The sequence below is a fragment of the Allobosea sp. GW821-FHT09G06 genome (assembly GCF_059416005.1).
This window is the reverse complement of sequence record NZ_JBWKOI010000003.1, coordinates 23,778-40,654: the sequence shown is the minus strand read 5'-3', so window position 1 is coordinate 40,654 and position 16,877 is coordinate 23,778. Positions and strand designations below refer to the sequence as shown.

13 protein-coding genes are annotated in these 16,877 nt (G+C 66.9%); 3 read left to right on the top strand and 10 right to left on the bottom strand.

Annotation, left to right across the window (positions count from 1 at the left end):
• Positions 1-8: 8 nt before the first annotated feature.
• The 4 genes from AC07NY_RS16410 to AC07NY_RS16395 all read right to left on the bottom strand — a co-directional run bounded on the left by AC07NY_RS16410 (position 9) and on the right by AC07NY_RS16395 (position 4,605).
• Positions 9-857 carry an ABC transporter permease gene (locus AC07NY_RS16410; protein WP_492283850.1) on the bottom strand — a complete coding sequence of 283 codons (849 nt, stop codon included), beginning with the start codon at positions 855-857 and terminating at the stop codon, positions 9-11.
• Positions 857-1,801, bottom strand: a complete 945-nt coding sequence (locus tag AC07NY_RS16405) for an ABC transporter permease (protein WP_494584727.1) — start codon at positions 1,799-1,801, stop codon at positions 857-859. Before AC07NY_RS16405 ends, AC07NY_RS16410 begins: the two co-directional genes overlap by 1 nt.
• A 176-nt stretch (positions 1,802-1,977) precedes the next feature.
• Positions 1,978-3,516, bottom strand: coding sequence for an ABC transporter substrate-binding protein (locus AC07NY_RS16400; protein ID WP_494584726.1), 1,539 nt, complete (start codon positions 3,514-3,516; stop codon positions 1,978-1,980).
• Positions 3,517-3,573: 57 nt separating this feature from the next.
• A complete protein-coding gene (locus tag AC07NY_RS16395; RefSeq protein WP_494584725.1) occupies positions 3,574-4,605 on the bottom strand; it encodes a succinylglutamate desuccinylase/aspartoacylase family protein in 1,032 nt (343 codons plus the stop codon).
• A gap of 79 nt (positions 4,606-4,684) precedes the next feature.
• On the opposite strand from AC07NY_RS16395, the gene AC07NY_RS16390 reads away from it, so the two are divergent.
• Together AC07NY_RS16390 and AC07NY_RS16385 are read left to right on the top strand one after the other, a co-directional pair.
• Positions 4,685-5,443 (top strand): GntR family transcriptional regulator, encoded by a 759-nt coding sequence (locus tag AC07NY_RS16390; RefSeq protein ID WP_494584724.1) that lies wholly within the window; start codon positions 4,685-4,687, stop codon positions 5,441-5,443.
• Positions 5,440-6,636, top strand: a complete 1,197-nt coding sequence (locus tag AC07NY_RS16385; RefSeq protein WP_494584723.1) for a mandelate racemase/muconate lactonizing enzyme family protein — start codon at positions 5,440-5,442, stop codon at positions 6,634-6,636. Before AC07NY_RS16390 ends, AC07NY_RS16385 begins: the two co-directional genes overlap by 4 nt.
• Before the next feature lie 7 nt (positions 6,637-6,643).
• On the opposite strand, the gene AC07NY_RS16380 is transcribed toward AC07NY_RS16385, so the two are convergent.
• Both AC07NY_RS16380 and AC07NY_RS16375 read right to left on the bottom strand, forming a co-directional pair.
• A complete protein-coding gene (locus AC07NY_RS16380; protein ID WP_494584722.1) occupies positions 6,644-8,011 on the bottom strand; it encodes a sigma-54-dependent transcriptional regulator in 1,368 nt (455 codons plus the stop codon).
• A complete protein-coding gene (locus AC07NY_RS16375; RefSeq protein ID WP_494584721.1) occupies positions 8,008-9,828 on the bottom strand; it encodes a sensor histidine kinase in 1,821 nt (606 codons plus the stop codon). Before AC07NY_RS16375 ends, AC07NY_RS16380 begins: the two co-directional genes overlap by 4 nt.
• Before the next feature lie 216 nt (positions 9,829-10,044).
• On the opposite strand from AC07NY_RS16375, the gene AC07NY_RS16370 reads away from it, so the two are divergent.
• Complete coding sequence (locus AC07NY_RS16370; RefSeq protein WP_492284731.1) at positions 10,045-11,370, top strand: dicarboxylate/amino acid:cation symporter; 1,326 nt, start codon at positions 10,045-10,047, stop codon at positions 11,368-11,370.
• Positions 11,371-11,448: 78 nt separating this feature from the next.
• Here AC07NY_RS16370 and AC07NY_RS16365 read toward each other — a convergent pair whose 3' ends face one another.
• From AC07NY_RS16365 to AC07NY_RS16350, 4 genes are all read right to left on the bottom strand, one after another.
• Positions 11,449-12,648 carry a mandelate racemase/muconate lactonizing enzyme family protein gene (locus tag AC07NY_RS16365; protein ID WP_199089499.1) on the bottom strand — a complete coding sequence of 400 codons (1,200 nt, stop codon included), beginning with the start codon at positions 12,646-12,648 and terminating at the stop codon, positions 11,449-11,451.
• Positions 12,649-12,719: 71 nt separating this feature from the next.
• On the bottom strand, positions 12,720-13,484 hold the full coding sequence (locus AC07NY_RS16360; RefSeq protein WP_494584720.1) for an SDR family oxidoreductase: 765 nt from the start codon (positions 13,482-13,484) through the stop codon (positions 12,720-12,722).
• Positions 13,485-13,494: 10 nt separating this feature from the next.
• Positions 13,495-14,244, bottom strand: a complete 750-nt coding sequence (locus AC07NY_RS16355; RefSeq protein WP_494584719.1) for a FadR/GntR family transcriptional regulator — start codon at positions 14,242-14,244, stop codon at positions 13,495-13,497.
• A gap of 325 nt (positions 14,245-14,569) precedes the next feature.
• Entirely contained in the window at positions 14,570-16,861 is a 2,292-nt protein-coding gene (locus tag AC07NY_RS16350) for a TIM-barrel domain-containing protein (protein ID WP_494584718.1), read from the bottom strand.
• Positions 16,862-16,877: the final 16 nt, after the last annotated feature.

Below are 16,877 nucleotides of genomic sequence, written 5' to 3'. Positions count from 1 at the left end.
CCGGCGGGTCAGAATTTCAGGCGGGGGTCGAGCACGTCGCGCAGGCCGTCGCCGAGCAGGTTGAGGCCGAGCACGCAGGCGATGATCGCGAGGCCCGGGAACACCGTGATCCAGGGCGCCTCGCGCATGAAATCGCGCCCCTGGGCGATGATCGAGCCGAAGGAGGCGGCCGGCGGCGGCGGGCCGGCGCCGACGAAGGAGAGCGCGGCCTCGGCCAGCACCGCGATGGCGAAGACATAGGTCAGGCGCACGATCAACGGGCCGGCGACGTTGCGCAGCACATGCTTGAACAGGATGGTCCATTCGCCGACGCCGATCGAGCGGGCGGCGGCGATATATTCCTGCTCCTTCTCGATGAGGACCGAGGCGCGGACGATGCGGGCCGTATGCGGCGTCGTGGCGATGGCGAGCGCGATCACGACATTGGTCAGCGAGGCGCCGAGCACCGCCGAGACGACCATGGCCAGCACGATCGACGGAAACGCCATCAGCGCGTCCATGATCCGCATGATCGGCTGATCGAGATGATAGAAATAGCCGGCGATGGCGCCGCAGAGCGTGCCGGCGATGCCGGCCAGCACCACGGTGAAGGCGCCGATGGCGAGCGAGATGCGGGCGCCGATCATGACGCGGGAGAGGATGTCGCGGCCGAAATGATCGGTGCCGAACCAGTGCACGGCGCTGGGCTCCGCGAGCCGCGCGCGGACATTGCTCTTGAGCGGGTCGAAGGGCGTGAGCCAGTCGGCGGAGAGCGCGACCGCGACCATGACGAGCACAAGTACGGCCCCGATCACGAAGGAGCGGTTGCGAAAGAGGCGCCCCCAGACGGCGCGGCCAATGAGGGGCGTGCGCTGCATCAGGCCAGCCTCACCCGCGGATCGACCACGGCGTAGAGGATGTCGACGACGAGGTTGATCGCGAGATAGACGACCGCGAGGAAGAGCAGGCCGCCCTGCAGAACCGGAAAGTCGCGCGAGGCAATGGCGCCGACGATCAGGCGGCCGATGCCGGGGATCGAGAAGACCTGCTCGACGATGACCGCGCCGCCGAGCAGAGCGCCTGAGACGATGCCGATGACAGTGAGGATCGGGATCATCGCGTTGGGCAGGGCATGGCGCAGGACGACATGGAGCTTGGCCAGCCCCTTGGCATCGGCGGTGCGGACATAATCCTGGCTGAGCGTATCCAGCATCGAGGCGCGCGCCATCCGGGCGATGAAGCCGACCTGCACCAGCCCCAGGGTCAGCGCCGGCAGGATCATGCCGCGCAGCCACTGACCCGGCGATTCCAGGAAGGGCGTGAAGCCGCCGCTCGGCAGCCAGCCGAGCGACACCGCGAAGACCAGAACCATGACGAGGCCGAGCCAGAAATCCGGCACCGAAAGCCCGAGCAAGGCCGTGGTCATCACCGCCTGATCGGGCCAGCGGTTGTGATTGACGGCGGCGACGATGCCGGCCGCGACGCCGAAGAAGACGGCGAAGGCCAGCGCCAGCGCCGCCAGCGAGAGCGTGACCGGCAGGCGCTCGATCAAGGCCGCCGTCACCGAACGGTTGAGCAGGATCGACTGGCCGAGATCGCCGCTGAGGATGCGGCCGTACCAGCCGAACATCTGCTGCGGCAGCGAGAGGTCGAGCCCGAGCGCGCTGCGCAGCTTGGCGACCTGCTCAGGCGTCGCCGAGGCGTCGAGGAAGGCCGCCGCCGGATCACCCGGCACCAGCCAGATCAACGCGAAGGACATCAGCGAGACCAGGACGAGCACAAGGAAGGCGCCCGCGAGCCGGCGGATCAGGAAATGCCCCATGCCGCCCTCCTTTCGAGCGCTTGTCGATGATCGGAAAGGGATGCGTGTCATCCCGGGCGACCGGAGGGAGATCCGGGATCCATGCCGGAGCGTTTCCGAAGAAGGTTCAGGCATGGATCCCGGATCTCCCTCCGGTCGCCCGGGATGACTTCGTTCTGGACAGTTGAGAACTGCGCTCAGGGCTCCAGCCAGACGCCCCACATGCGCGGGATGCGATAGGGCTTGAAGTTCTTGAGCTTGGCCGTCGAGGCCTGGAAGATGCCGTAATTGCCGGCCTTCATCGCCACCGCCGCATCGTACATGTGCTTCTGGAAGGCGTCGAAGAGGGCCTTGCGCTTGGCTTCGTCCATCTCGGCGTTGAAGGCAGCGGCGATGCGGTCGATCTCCGGGTCCTTGGCCTGCTGCGAGAGGCCGTTGACCCAGGGCGCCATGACCGAGCCCGGCCCCTCATAGGGCTCGATGCCGAAGCCGTGCGTCCAGAAGGTCCAGCCGGTCGGCGTGAAGCCGATCTTCGAGACGGTCGGCCAGTCGGCGACGGAGATGTCGACCTCGACACCGATCTCCTTCAGCTTCTGTTGGACCAGCGTCGCGGTGTCGACATTGGGGCGCAGATTGTCGGTGATGAAGGTGATCTTGCCGCCCTTGTAGGAGGATTTGGCGAGCAGTTCCTTGGCGAGCTTGACGTCGGACTTGTTGTACTTGTCGCTGCCGACGGCCGAATGGAAGGCCGCGCCCGGATAGAGCCAGCTCGGGTCCATCTGGTAGATATCGGCATAGGAGATCGCCATGATCTCCTCCATGTCGAGCGCCGCCTGGACAGCCAGCCGGAAGTTCACGTCGTTGGCCGGCGCCTGCGCCTGGTTGAACTTGATCACCTGCAGGCCGAACGGCACCATCTTGTGGATGGTGAAGCGGTTATCGGTGCCCAGCCGCTTGGCAGTGGGACCATCCACGGTCTCGTTGAACTGGATCTGGCCGGCTTCGAGCGCCGCGCTGCGGGCGCCGCCTTCCGGCATGAAGCGGAAAGTGACGGTGTCGAGGAAGGCCTCCTTCTTGCCGGCGAAGCCGTCGCGGCCGGTGCCCTTCGGATTGGGCGCATAGCCGTCATAGCGCGTCAGCTTGACGTGGCTGTCCGGCCTGTACTCGACAAACTTGTAAGGGCCAGTGCCGATGATCTCGATCTTGCCGGCTTCCTTGGCGGCCTCGCTCGCCGGATAAATCGCGATCGGGGCGCGCGGCGAGGAGAGATTGTCGAGGAAGGTCGATTGCGCCTGTTTCAGCGTGACCGTGACCTCGTGCTCGCCACTCGCCTTGATCGTGTCGATGGCGGCGACCAGCGCCGGCGAGGCGCCGACCTTGCGGTAGCGCTCCAGCGAGGCGACGACATCGGCGGCATCGAGCTTCTTGCCGTTATGGAAGGTCACGTCCTTGCGGATCGGGAAGACATAGGTCTTGCCGTCGGGCGAGACCGTCACGCCCTCGGCCAGCTCCGGCACGGGCTTGGCGTTCTCGTCGCGGGCATAGAGCGTCTCGAAGATATGGAGCGTGACGTTGCGCGAGGCCTGCGCCGAGGTGATCTGCGCATCGAGCGATGGCGGCGCCTGGCTGATGCCGATGACGACGTCGCCGCCCTTGCGCTGGGCCAGAGCGTTCTGAGCCCCTCCGAGCATGAGTGCCGCCGCGAGGGCGGCGCCGAAAATGATGTGCTTTGCCATGTTCTTGTCCCCTCAGGATTGATGGTCAGGCACGTTGTGGTTCAGGCGTAAGCTTGATCAGGCGGCGGCGCGCACCGCGTCGTAATCCTCCATCAGCACGGCAACCGCATCGCCGCGCTGGACGCGACCCGGTCCCGCCGACATCCAGAGCACGCCGTCACGGCGGTAGCGCACCTCCAGCGGGTCGCGATCGATGTCCTCGACGAAATGCAGGTAACCCGCGAGATCGCCGGCGCGGCAGAGATCGCCGACGACATTGCGCGGCTCGAACAAGCCGCCTGCCGGCGCAAAGGAATAGCCGGCAGCATCGCGCACCATCATGTGGCGGGTGCCGGGCGAGCCGTCGCGCTGCGTCGTGTCGGGCTTTCCGTCCATCAGGCCGCAATGCTTGAGGATATTGGTCAGCGCCCGGTCGGCGATGCGAACGCCCTCGACATTGACCCGCCCCCAGCCGCCGAGCTCGGTGCCGAGCGAGAGGATGCCGCGCCGCTCGACCGAGGAGGTCAGCGTCGCGCCCTCGTCGACGCCCCAGAACACGACATTGTAGGGCGCCCCAAAAGCTGCCGCCGCTGCCATGGTGCGCTCGCGCAGCTTCGCATCGGCGACATAATGCATATTGGTCGAAAGCGCCGAGTCACCGGAATGGCCGGCCGTGTGGAGATCGACGGAGACATTGACCAGCGGCAGCACGACGGTATCGACGAAATGCGCCAGCATCTCCGAGAAGGTGCCGCGCGGATTGCCCGGGAAGCAGCGGTTCATGTCGCGGTTGTCGACCGGCGAGAGCCTGGTATCGTTGAGCACGGCCGGCATGTTAAGCGCCGGGATCATGATCACCCGCCCCTGCACTTTCGCCGGATCAAGGCTGCGGGCGAGGCGCGAGACGGCGATCTGGCCTTCGTACTCGTCGCCATGGACGCCGCCGGTGAAGAGGATCGTCGGGCCGGAGCCGTTCTTCACGCTGATCACGGGGATTTCGACGACGCCCCAGCCGGAGGTGTTGCGCGAGAGCGGCGCGCGCAAATAGCCGGCCTGCCGCCCCGCTGCCTCGAAGTCGATCTCGCACCGAATCCGACTTTCCGACGCCATGGCGAACCCCTCCTCGCTCTTGCGTTTCGTATGATTGTATACGATCATACGACCTGTCAAGCGAGAGGCAGAGAGCCGGATGACGGATACGAGCGAGCAGATGCGGGCAGCCGAAACAGCGACACAGGAGCGGGCGAAAAGCGCCGCTCCCGATTGGCAGCCACTACAGCCGCAGACGCTCGTCGACCATGCGATCGAGGCGATCATCGCCGGCGCCGCCGCCGGATTGATCCTGCCGGGCGACCGGATCGTCGAGGTCGATCTCGCCCGCAAGCTGGGCGTCAGCCGCGTACCGGTTCGCGAGGCGCTGCGCCTGCTTGAAAGCCAGGGCGTCGTGGTCAGCGAGCACTACAAGGGCATCCGCTTGCGCCCCGTAACGAACGAGCGTGTCTCGGACCTGATCGAGGCGCGGATCGCGTTGGAAGCCAGCGCGGTCGTGCGCGCTGTCGCGGCCGGCCGCAATCGCGGCGCCCATCTCAATGAACTCCGCGCCGCCGTTGCCGAAATGGAGCTGATGGCGGCGCGCGGCAGCGCCTATGGCGTCGCGGTCGCCGATACCGGCTTTCACCGCGCACTCTGCCGGCTCGGCGGCAACAGCGTCACCTTCGACCTGTGGGAGACGCTTGCGCCGCAATGCACGATCATTTTCGGCCTCGCCACCTTCGGCAAGCCGATGGCCGGCGTGGTCGAGGAGCATGTCGACCTGCTCGCGGCCTTCGAGGCCGGCGATATCGCGGTGATCACGCGCACGCTCGACGAGCACATCACCGTCATGAACCACGCGATGGATTACGAGGCCATCGTCGCGCAGCGCCGCAAGGAAAGGGATTTGCCGTGAACGACCAGCCGATCCAGACGCGCGCAGCCGGGCGGACGGCGGGGCTCCCGCCCTTCCGCATCACCCGCATCGAGGCCGCTCCCCTGTTCGGCGAAAGCCCGAAGGGCGGCTGGTCGGCCGAGATCCGGCCGGAGGATTCGATCCATGCGCTGATCGCGGTGCATACCGACCAGGGCCTGACCGGCTATGGCAGCGTCTTCACCGATGGCCGCCTCGTGCAGGCGGGCCTGAAGGTGCTGGAGCCGCTCTTCCTCGGCGCCGATGCCCTCTCGCCCGATTTCGTCAGCGAGAAGCTGCACCAGAACACCTTCTGGATGGGGCGCGGCGGCACGCTGACCCATACGATCAGCGGCATCGACATCGCGATGTGGGACATTCTCGGCCAGGCCACGGGGCTCAGCGTCGGGCGCCTGCTCGGCGGGCGCTATCGCGAGCGCGTCCAGCCCTATTGCTCGCTCCTGATGGAGGAGCCCGCGGCGATGAAGGATGTCGTCGCAAGCTATCGCGACAAGGGTTTCAGCGCCTTCAAGATCGGCTGGGGGCCGTTCGGCCGGGCGCTCGACACCAAGCTCGACGAGGCAATCGTGCGCGCCGCGCGCGAGGCGGCCGGCGAGAAATCCAAGCTCTTCGTCGATGCCGGGGCCAGCGACGCACTCTGGCCGCATGGGCTGAAATGGGCCAAGCGCACGGCCGAAATGCTGGCGGACTACGAGGTCGGCTGGTTCGAGGAGCCGGTGCGCCCTGACGCGATCGACGATTACCGCGAGTTACGCCGCTCCTCGCCCGTGCCGATCGCCGGCTGCGAGGTTTTGACCCGGCGCCAGAGCTTCATTCCCTGGCTGACGACGGGTGCGCTCGACATCGTCCAGCCCGACGTCACCAAGGTCGGCGGCATCTCGGAGCAGCGCCGCATCGCCTGGATGGCCTATGATCTCGGCATCAAATATGTCGGCCACGGCTGGAACACGGCGCTCGGCCTCGCCGCCGACCTGCAGATGGCCTGCGCCTTCCCCGATGCCGATCTCGTCGAGTTCATCGGTGGCAGCCCCTATGTCGATGGCATCCTGGCAAAGCCCTTCGCGCTCGATGCCGAGGGCTGGCTGACGATCCCCGACCTGCCGGGGCTCGGCGTGACCATCGATCGCGACAAGCTGGGGCGGTACACGCCGGACCCGCAGGCGCTGTTCGGGTGAGCCTCGCTCACTCCGTTATCGTATAGGCGGCGCGGTCGATGCCGTGGCGGGTGAGCTTGTCGTAGAAAGTCTTGCGGGGGATGCCGAGCATCTCCAGAGTCGCGCGGACATCGCCGCGATTGGCCTCCAGCGCCTCGCGGATCAGGTTCGCCTCGATCGCGTTGAGCCGATCCGGCAGGCTGGCCACCGGGGCATCGGAGCGGTTGGACTGCGCCGGCAAGTCGCTGGAGAGGCCGAGTGCGACGCGCTCGGCGAAATGGACGAGTTCTCGGACATTGCCGGGCCAATCGTTCTCGACCAGATGGCGCTCGACGGCACGATCCAGCATCGGCACCGGCCGGCGATACTTTTCCGCCGCGCGGGCGAGAAAGCGCGTGAAGAGCAGCGGAATGTCGCGGCGGCGTTCGCGCAGGGGCGGAATGCGCAGCGTCACGACGTTCAAGCGGTAATAGAGATCCTCGCGAAAATCGCGGCGCTGGGCGGGGTCGCCGAGATCGGCCTTGGTCGCGGCCACGACCCTCAGATCGACGCGCCGAAGGTCGTTCGAGCCGAGCGGTGCGATCTCGCGCATCTCCAGAACGCGCAGCAGCTTGACCTGTGCCGAGGGCGGCATGCTCTCCAGCTCGTCGAGGAAGAGCGTACCGCCGCTGGAATGCTCGATGCGGCCGATACGCTTTTTCTGCGCGCCGGTGAAGGCGCCGGGCTCGTAACCGAACAGTTCGCTCTCGATGACGCTGTCGGGCAGCGCGCCGCAATTCAGCGCGACGAAGGGCTTGTCGCGGCGGCGGCCGAGCCGGTGCAGCAGGCCGGCGACGACCTCCTTGCCGGTGCCGGTCTCGCCGAGCACGAGCACATCGACATCGACATCGGCGAGTTCGCGGATGGTCTGGCGCAGGCGGGTGATCGCGGCGGTCTCGCCGATCAGCGCGGTCTCCTCCTCGCCCTGCTCGGCCAGCGCCCGCAGGCGCCGGTTCTCGAGGACGAGCGCACGCTTCTCGGCGGCGCGCCGAAGCGTCTCGACGAGGCGCTCGCCGGCATAGGGTTTTGCGATGAAGTCATAGGCGCCCTCGCTCATCGCGCCGACGGCGGTGGCGATATCGGCATGGCCGGAGATCATGATCACCGGGATATCGGGATCGAGCGCCCGCAAGCGCCGGAACAGTTCGATCCCATCCATGCCGGGCATGCGAATATCGGTGACGACGATGCCGGCATAATCCGAGCCAATCCGCGCCAGCGTCGCCTCGCCGGAGGCCAGCGCCACCGCCTGGAAGCCGGCGAGGCGCAAAGCCTGAACATTGGCGTCGCGCAGGTCGGGATCGTCGTCGACGAAGGAGACCTCGATCGCGGCGATGGAGCCTGCGGAATCGCTCATGCCGCCGCCCTTTCGAGAGTGATGACGAAGCTGGCGCCGGCGCCAAGGACGCTCGTCGCGGTCAAGGTGCCGCCGAAGGAGACGATCATGTCCTGAGAGATCACCAGCCCGAGGCCGAGCCCTTTCGGCTTGGAGGTGCTGAACGGGGTGAAGAGCTGCGCCAGCGCCTGCTCGGACAGGCCGGGGCCGCGATCCGTGATCGCGATCTCGACCCGCTCGTCATTTGGCGTGACCGTGATCGCGAGCGCAGGCTCGCCACCCTGCCCGCCTTCCATCAGCGCCTCGATCGCATTGCGCAGCAGGTTCACGAAGACCTGCTCCAGCTCGATCGGGCGGGCGATGACATGGACCGGCTCCGGCGGGACGGTGACGAGCGGCGTCACGCCCGCTTGCCGCAAGGGGCCTTCGAGCAGGGTCAGGGCGCCATCGATGATCGCGCCGATCGGGACCGGGGCCAATGGTTCCTTGCTGCGGCGGGCGAAGCCGCGCAAAGCCTCGGTGATCGCGCCGATCCGGTCCGTCAACGAGACGATCCGGACCAGCGCGCCGTCCGCATCCGCCGGCTCGGCGCGCTTGAGGAAGGTGCGGGCGTTCTCGGCATAGGTGCGCAAGGCCGCGAGCGGCTGGTTGACCTCATGGGCCACGCCGGCCGTGATCTGGCCGAGCGTCGCGAGGCGATTGGCCTTGGCGAGTTCCTCGCGGAGATTGGAGAGACGCTCCTGCGCGCGGGTGCGCTTCGCCATCTCGGCGACGAGGCGCTCGTTGGCGCCGGCAAGCTCGGCCGTGCGTTCGACGACGCGCTCCTCCAGCTCGGCCTTGGAGCGGGCATCGGCCTCCTGCCGGACAAGATTGCGCTGGCGGCGATAGAGCGCGAAACCGGCCAGCGCCGCCCCCGGCATGAGCAGCAGCGCCGCCAGCGCCTGCGATTGCGAGCGCCCCGCCGTGATCGCTGCATCGACCGGCTGGAGCACTTCCAGGAGCCAGTCGGTCGTCGCGACGGGCTGGCGGATGCGGATAGAGCGGCCGGCAAAGGCGCCCGTGCCCTGAACCAGATCGCCGCGCTCCTGCAGCGGCAGCAGGGTCAGCGGCGCGGTGCCGAACTGGAGCGAATCCCGGATCGCGGCCGCGGTGGCCGGATCGAGCGGCGCCTCGACCCGGAAGCGCCAGTCCTCGACCGTCGAGAGCAGCACGACGCCGCGCTTGTCGACGACATAGGTCTGGCCGCCGAGCGCGCGCCAATCCGCCTCGACGCGGTCGAACTCGGCCTTGACGACGATGACGCCGAGGCTGCGGCCGCCCTCCTCGATCCGCCGGGTGATGTAGAGGCCGGGGCGCTGGCTGACCGTGCCGAGCGCGAACTGCTCGGCAGCCCCGTTCGCGACGGCGCCCCTGAAATAGTCGCGGAAGCTATAGTCGCTGCCGACGAAGCTGGTCGGCTCGTTCCAGTTGCTCGCTGCGATCGCGACGCCGTCCGGGCCAAGCAGGTAGATCACCGCGGTGCGGGCCTCCTTCGCGATGGCTTCCAGCTTGAGGTCGAGCCCGTGGCGGCTGCCGCCGGTCAGGGCCTGCCGGACATCGGGATCGCGGGCCAGGATGACGGGAAGCGCGCGCTGCTTCTCCAGCTCGCCGCGCAGGATCGCCAGCGCCAGCGTGCCACCATCGGTCGCCCGGCTTTCGGTCGCGGCGACGGCGCGGCTGCGACCGATCTCACCGGCGGCGAAGAGCGAGGCGATAGCCAGCGCCGCCACGACCAGCCCGAAGACCAGCCAGCGCTGCGTCGCGCCACTCTGCCATGGATCGCGCCCGGAACGGCTCATCGCCAAGTCGTTGTGCGGAATTCCGCACAAATCAAGAGGGAGCGTGCGGAATTCCGCTCGGAGCTTTCGCAAACTGATTCTACCAGGAATCGCAACTCATTGATTTCGTTTGTCTTCCCTAATTCCGGCCGATTGGCACGCGGGTTGCGAAAGAGGGGTAGCGGTTTCGAACAAAACCAAGACGACCGCCGACCCAAGGAGCAGAACATGGCGACCATGATCGACATCGCGCCCGCTCAGCCGGCGCGCCCGAAGAAGTTTTACCAGCATCTCTATGTGCAGGTTCTGTTCGCCATCGCGGCGGGCATCCTGCTCGGCCATTTCTGGCCAGAACAGGGCGCTGCCCTGAAGCCCCTCGGCGATTCCTTCATCAAGCTGGTGAAGATGATCATCGCGCCGGTGATCTTCCTGACGGTCTCGACCGGCATCGCCGGCATGACCGACATGAAGAAGGTCGGGCGCGTCGCCGGCAAGGCGATGATCTATTTCCTGTGCTTCTCGACGCTGGCGCTGATCGTCGGCCTCGTCATCGGCAACCTGATCCAGCCCGGCGCCGGCCTGCACATCAATCCCGCCAGCCTCGATGCCAAGGCCGTGCAGGGCTACGCCGCCAAGGCGCATGACACCAGCATCGTCGGCTTCCTGCAGAACATCATCCCGGAGACGATCGTCGGCGCTTTCGCCTCGGGCGACATCCTGCAGGTGTTGTTCTTCTCGGTGCTGTTCGGCCTGTCGCTGGCGATGGTCGGCGAGCGCGGCAAGCCGGTACTCGACTTCCTGCAGGCGCTCTCGACCCCGATCTTCAAGCTGGTCGCGATCCTGATGAAGGCGGCCCCGATCGGTGCCTTCGGCGCGATGGCCTTCACCATCGGCCGCTACGGCATCGGCTCGGTCGCCAATCTCGCCTTCCTGATCCTGACCTTCTACATCACGGCCGCTGTGTTCGTGCTGGTCGTGCTCGGCGCTGTCGCCCGCTATAACGGCTTCTCGATCCTGGCTTTGATCCGCTACATCAAGGACGAGATACTCCTCGTCATCGGCACCTCCTCCTCGGAAGCAGCGCTGCCGAGCCTGATGGAGAAGATGGAAGCGGCCGGCTGCAAGCGCTCGGTCGTCGGCCTGGTCATCCCGACCGGCTATTCCTTCAATCTCGACGGCACGAACATCTACATGACGCTGGCGGCGCTGTTCATCGCGCAGGCGATGGATATCCACCTGCCGCTCGGCGACCAGATCCTGCTGCTGCTCGTCGCGATGCTGTCCTCGAAGGGCGCGGCCGGCATCACCGGAGCGGGCTTCATCACGCTCGCCGCGACGCTCTCCGTCGTCCCGGCCGTGCCGGTCGCCGGCATGGCGCTGATCCTCGGCATCGACCGCTTCATGTCGGAATGCCGCGCGGTGACCAACTTCATCGGCAATGCCGTCGCCACGATCGTGGTGGCGCGCTGGGAAGGCGAGCTCGACGAGAACCGCCTGAAGGCGGCGCTCGCCGGCGAACTGCCGGACTTCCTCGACGAGCCCCTGATGGCCCCGGCCGAGTAATCCCGGCCCGCAACAAGACGAAAGCCGCCGCCGGCATCCCGGCGGCGGCTTTTTTGTTTCCAGGCTTGTGGCGGCGCGTCAGAGCGTCGAGCGGCGCACGGTCAGGTCAGAGCGCTCGTAGACGGCCGGCAGCAGATCGACGCCGAGGCCCGGCGCTTCCATCGGGTAGACATAACCGTTCTCGATGCGCGGCATCTCGGTGACCAGCTCCAGATACCAGCCGCGGTAGAAGGCGCGCACCGATTCCTGGATCAGCGTGTTCGGCTGGCTGAAGGAGGTATGGACCGCCGCGACGAAACCGACCGGGCCGATGCAGTCATGCGGTGCGAAGGGGCGGTGCCAGGTCTCGGCGAGCGCGGCGATCTTGCGGCCCTCGGTCAGGCCGCCGGTCCAGCAGAGGTCGACCATCACGACATGGGCGGCGTCGCGCTCCAGCATGTCCTTGTAGGGCCAGCGCGAGCCCAAAGTCTCGCTGGCGCAGACCCAGACATCGGTCGAGCGGGCATATTCGGCCAGTGCCTGCGGCGAGTTCATCCGGATCGGGTCCTCGTACCAGGTCGGCTTGTAGGGCTCGAGCACGCGGGCGATCTGCTTGGCGGTCGGCAGGTTCCAGAGCGAGTGGAACTCGACCATGATCTCCATCTTGTCGCCGACCGCCTTGCGAATCTTTTCAAAGGGCTCGACGGCTTTCTTCATCTGCTCGGCGGTGATGTGGAGGCCGTGGTTCTCGATCGCGGCGGGATCGAAGGGCCAGATCTTCATCGCGCTGATGCCCTGCTCCAGTAGGCTTTCGGCCAAGACGTCGGCGCGGTTCATGAAGCCGTCCAGGTCCTCGTAGGGGCTGGCCTCGTCGCCCAGGCTCCAGTTCGAGACCGGCTTGATGTTGCTGGAGCGAACATAGCGGGTGCCGGCGCAGGTGTTGTAGATGCGCTGCTTGTCGCGGCAGAGGCCGCCCAGCATCTGGTGCACCGGCTGGCCGCAGACCTTGCCGAAATGGTCCCAGAGCGCGATGTCGATCGCCGAGGTCGCGCGGGATTCCGCGCCGGTCGAGGACTGCGCCATCGGCAGGTTGGTCATCTCGCGATGCAGCGCCTCGATATGCAGCGGGTTCTTGCCGAGCAAGCGGCCGGCGAGCGTGTCATGGATATGCGCCTCGACCGACCGGGCGCCGTAGAAGGTCTCGCCCAGGCCGATATGGCCGGAATCGGTGTGGACGCGGACCCAGAGCACATTGCCGAATTCCTCGGCATGCAGGGTTTCGATGGCGGTGATCTTCATGGCGTTTCGTCCTGTTCGATCTGTCGCGAGCAGGCGCGAAGCCCCCTCGCCGCTTGTCGGTTATCGGGGGCTCACAGCACCGAGATCATGCCGCCGTCGACATAGATGATCTGGCCGCTGACATAGTCGGACGCCGAGGAGGCGAGATAGACGCAGGTGCCGGCAAGCTCGTCCGGGCGGCCCCAGCGGCGGGCCGGCGTGCGGCCCTTCACCCAGGCGTCAAATGTCGGGTTGTCGATCAGCGCCTGGTTCATGTCGGTCAGCATGTAGCCGGGGCCGATCGCATTGGCCTGGATGCCGAGCTCGCCCCATTCGGCCGCCATGGCCTTGGTCAGCATCTTGATGCCGCCCTTCGCCACCGTGTAGGGCGCGACCGTGGCGCGGGCGAGTTCGCTGGTCAGCGAGCCGATATTGATGACCTTGCCATGGCCGCGCCTGGCCATGCGGCGGGCGACCTCGCGGCCGACCACGAAGGCGCTGGTCAGGTTGGTGTCGAGCACACGGCGCCAGTCGGCGGTTTCCAGCTCCAGCATCGGCTTGCGGAACTGGATGCCGGCGTTGTTGACGAGGATGTCGACCGCGACGCCCTCGGCATCGAGCGCGGCGAAGGCGGCGACAACCGCCTGCTCGTCGGTCACGTCGAAATTGAGGCCGCGGGCCTTGTGGCCGGCCGCATTCATCGCCGCGACCGCCTCGGTGAGGCGCCCGGCATCGGCACCGTTCAGGATGATGCTCGCGCCCGCTGCCGCGAGCCCCTCGGCCATGGCACGGCCGAGCCCGCGCGAGGAACCGGTCACGAGCGCGGTGCGCCCCGAAAGATCGAAGGGAGAGGTCACGGGAGGCGTCCTATGTCGTCGGGTTCTGGAGGGCCGGATGGGCCGGCATCGTGCCGCTCGCGGTCAGCTGGGTGGCGTAGCGGCGATAGGATTCACCGATATGCTTGCGCATCGCCTCGCCGGAGCCGGCCGGGTCGCGGGCGCGGATCCGATCGAGGATCGCGGCATGGTCGGCGCGGCGGATCGCGATATTGGAATCCTCGCCGCGATCCTTGTCGCGCATGCTGCGGATCGAGTTGAGCAGCGGGCTCGACACGAACTGGAGCACGGTCAGGAAGAGCGGGTTATGCGCGGCCGTGGCGATGGCGAGGTGAAGCGCGAGGTCATGGGCGGCGCTGTCCTCGCCGGCATCGTCGGCCGCGTTCAAAGCGGCCTCGGCCGCTTCCATCCGGGCGAGGTCCTCCGGCGTATGGCGTAGCGAGGCCAGTTGCGCCGCCTCGACCTCCAGCCCGAGGCGGAATTCCAGGAATTGCAGGATCGACTGCTCGGAAGCCGCGATCTCGGCGCGGCGCAGGCGCAAGGAATCCTGCTGGTTGACGAAGAGCCCGAGCCCGCGCCGGCTTTCGACGATGCCGTCGGCCTTGAGATAGGCGATCGCCTCGCGCACCACCGGCCGGCTGACGCCAAGCTGGCGGGCAAGCTCCGTCTCGGAGGGCAAACGCGCGCCGGGCTGCAAGGCGCCCGAACGGATCGACGTCGCCAGCGCGGTGGCGGCATCGCTGGCGAGATTGGGGCGTGATCCAATCGAAGAGAGCTGCATGGCGGGTTCCTGTCCCTCGCAGCATTGTCATGGTATCAGTTGTCTGACAACCTTACTTCTGTGTTTTGCGGTCATGCCGACGCTGTCGAACCTACCACTGGGGATGGCCCCTTCGTTCCGAGCCGACCTCAAGGCTGGGCTCGTAAGCTACGAGCAGGACGGAGCGGTTCGTAACCATGGCAAGGCGTCATTCTCGGGCTTGACCCGAGAATCTCTGAGGAGTGAGGCGCGGGAGCCTTCCTCGGCAAGAGATGCCCGGGTCAAGCCCGAGCATGACTGCGGTGGCTAGCTCAGGCGTGCGGCCTGCCTGGGAATGCGGCGCAGCCTAGCGAGCAGCCGCCCCATCCGCGATCTGCCGGATCGCGATGCGGTCGAAGAAAGGATCGCGATCCCCCTGCTGGTCGACCGCGATCTCGCCGTCCTTCACGCGGAAGCGGATGACGGTCGCCCCAGTGCCGCGCCAGTCGGCGGTGTCGCCGTCATCCTCGTAGAGCTCGCCGGATGCACCCTCGAGGAGTCCGCAGACGAGGACCTCGCGGAGATCGTCGATGCCCTCGGGATTGCCGAGCGGGATCAGCGCGCCGGCGCGGACGAAGACAGGCAGACGGCCGAGCGGGGCCGCGACCGTCACGACCGCGCCGCCGTCGAAGTGCTGGCCGGTGTGCCAGTCGTACCAGCCGCCCTCATGGTCCGGCAGGTAGACGCTGCGCTCGCGGGCGCCCTCCTCCAGCACGGGCGCGACCAGCACATCCGGCCCGAGCATGAAGGCGTCGTCGGCCTTCACGGCGTTCGCATCCTGCGGGAAATCCCAGAGCAGCGGGCGGATCGCCGGGGTGCCGTCGCGGCTGGCGCGCCACATCAGCGTGTAGAGATAGGGCATCAGCCGGTAGCGCAGCGAGATCGCTTCGCGCACCTGCGGCACCATCTCCGGATACATCCAGGGCAGGTTGACGACGCCGTCATCGTTCCAGGAATTCATCACCATGCGCGGCCACAGGCTGCAGAACTCATTGAAGCGCACGAAAAGCTCGGGACCGGGCGTCGGGCCATGGAAGCCGCCGACATCGTGGCCGATCGAGAACATCCCCGACAGGCTCATGTTGAGCCCCTGCGTCAGGTTGTAGCGCAGCGTCTTCCAGGCGGTTTCGTTGTCGCCCGACCAGGTCTGGGCATAGCGCGAGATGCCGGCGCAGCCGCCGCGCGTGATCGCATATTGGCGCTTGCCGGGCTGGCGATCGGCTTGAGCCTCATAGGAGAGCTTGGTCATTAAGAGCGGCTGGGCCGGGCGCGCCAGAGCCTGCCTGAACGGGCGGCCATCGCCGTCGCAGAGCGCGTCCTCGTCCCAGATCTCGTATTCGTTGTTGTCGTTCCAGACGGTGGTGAAGCCGTAATCGAGCAGCGCAGTCTCGATGCCGTCGCGCCACCAGGCCCGGCCCTTCGGGTTGGTGTAATCGAGATGGAAGCCGAGCCCGTCCCAGAACTGGGCGACGGCCGGCTTGCCATTTTTGCCATCCTGAACAAGGAAACCGCCGTCGAGCGTCTCCTTCAGGCGCGGATGGTCGTCAAGCAGGCAGGGCTTGAGGTTCGCGACCGTGAAGATGCCGACATCGTTCAGGCGCTGCATCGTCGCCTTCGGGTCCGGGAACTTCTGCCGGTTCCAGTTGAAGGCGTAGCGGCGATGGCCGATCTGGGTATAGCCGGAGCCGAAATGGAAGCTATCGCAGGGGATGCGATGCGTCGTGAGCTTGCCGATGAAGTCGCTGATGCGGGCATCGGCATCGGGCGCGTCGGCGATCGCCATCGAGGTGACGCCGAAGCCGAAGGACCAGAGCGGCGCGAAGGCCTGCCCGCCGGTCAGCCAGGAAAAGCGCCTGACGACATCCGGCACGGTCGGGCCGGCCATGACGTAGTAATCGAGATCGCCGTCATCGCCTTTCCAGGAGCGGAACAGGCCATGGTAATTGTCGAGCGTGCAGCCGAAATCGACGCTGCCGGTCGAGAGGTTGTCGTAATAGATGCCGTGGGCTCCCGCCGGCCCGTCGACGATGAAGAAGGGCAGCATCTTGTAGAGCGGGTCCGACAATTCAGCATCGAAGCCGCAGGGGTCGACGGCGTCGATGGCGAAGCGGCGGCCGGTGCGGTCGAGCGGACCAGCCTTGTCGCCGAGGCCGTAATGGCGCTCGTGATAATCCCGCGCCATGAAATGGGCGAGCGCGCCAGTGCGCGGCGAAACCAGATAGGCTTGCGTCGTACGGTCCTGCAGGAAGGGCTTGTCCTCACCGTCGCGACGCCAGGCAATGCCGAAGGGCGAGAGCGTGACTTCGGCGCTCAATCCGCCCGCAGCGATGACGACCTTGTCGGCGCCCGCCCGGATATCCGTCTTCGGACAGGCGAAGCCTTCGAGACTGTCGCGCGGGCGCCCTTCATAGGCCGGCTCCAGCCCGCCGGGCGCGATCGACCAGCCGCGGTCGAGCCGGTAGCCGTCCTGCGGCTTCAGCGTCACCCGGCCGATATCGCCTTCGAGAATGCGCACGGTGAGCGCATGGCCGAGCCCGAGATCGAACAGGGCGGCTTCGCCATTGCGGCCGAGATAGCGGCCTTGGCTGAGGGCTTTCATGGAATCTCTCTCGGCA

What these genes read in the sequence shown, in the direction of transcription:
- AC07NY_RS16400 (WP_494584726.1), bottom strand. Translation starts at nt 3,516, where the DNA reads ATGGCAAAGCACATCATTTTCGGCGCCGCCCTCGCGGCGGCACTCATG.
- AC07NY_RS16390 (WP_494584724.1), top strand. Translation starts at nt 4,685, where the DNA reads ATGACGGATACGAGCGAGCAGATGCGGGCAGCCGAAACAGCGACACAG.
- AC07NY_RS16355 (WP_494584719.1), bottom strand. Translation starts at nt 14,244, where the DNA reads ATGCAGCTCTCTTCGATTGGATCACGCCCCAATCTCGCCAGCGATGCC.
- AC07NY_RS16380 (WP_494584722.1), bottom strand. Translation starts at nt 8,011, where the DNA reads ATGAGCGATTCCGCAGGCTCCATCGCCGCGATCGAGGTCTCCTTCGTC.
- AC07NY_RS16350 (WP_494584718.1), bottom strand. Translation starts at nt 16,861, where the DNA reads ATGAAAGCCCTCAGCCAAGGCCGCTATCTCGGCCGCAATGGCGAAGCC.
- AC07NY_RS16395 (WP_494584725.1), bottom strand. Translation starts at nt 4,605, where the DNA reads ATGGCGTCGGAAAGTCGGATTCGGTGCGAGATCGACTTCGAGGCAGCG.
- AC07NY_RS16405 (WP_494584727.1), bottom strand. Translation starts at nt 1,801, where the DNA reads ATGGGGCATTTCCTGATCCGCCGGCTCGCGGGCGCCTTCCTTGTGCTC.
- AC07NY_RS16370 (WP_492284731.1), top strand. Translation starts at nt 10,045, where the DNA reads ATGATCGACATCGCGCCCGCTCAGCCGGCGCGCCCGAAGAAGTTTTAC.
- AC07NY_RS16375 (WP_494584721.1), bottom strand. Translation starts at nt 9,828, where the DNA reads ATGAGCCGTTCCGGGCGCGATCCATGGCAGAGTGGCGCGACGCAGCGC.
- AC07NY_RS16410 (WP_492283850.1), bottom strand. Translation starts at nt 857, where the DNA reads ATGCAGCGCACGCCCCTCATTGGCCGCGCCGTCTGGGGGCGCCTCTTT.
- AC07NY_RS16365 (WP_199089499.1), bottom strand. Translation starts at nt 12,648, where the DNA reads ATGAAGATCACCGCCATCGAAACCCTGCATGCCGAGGAATTCGGCAAT.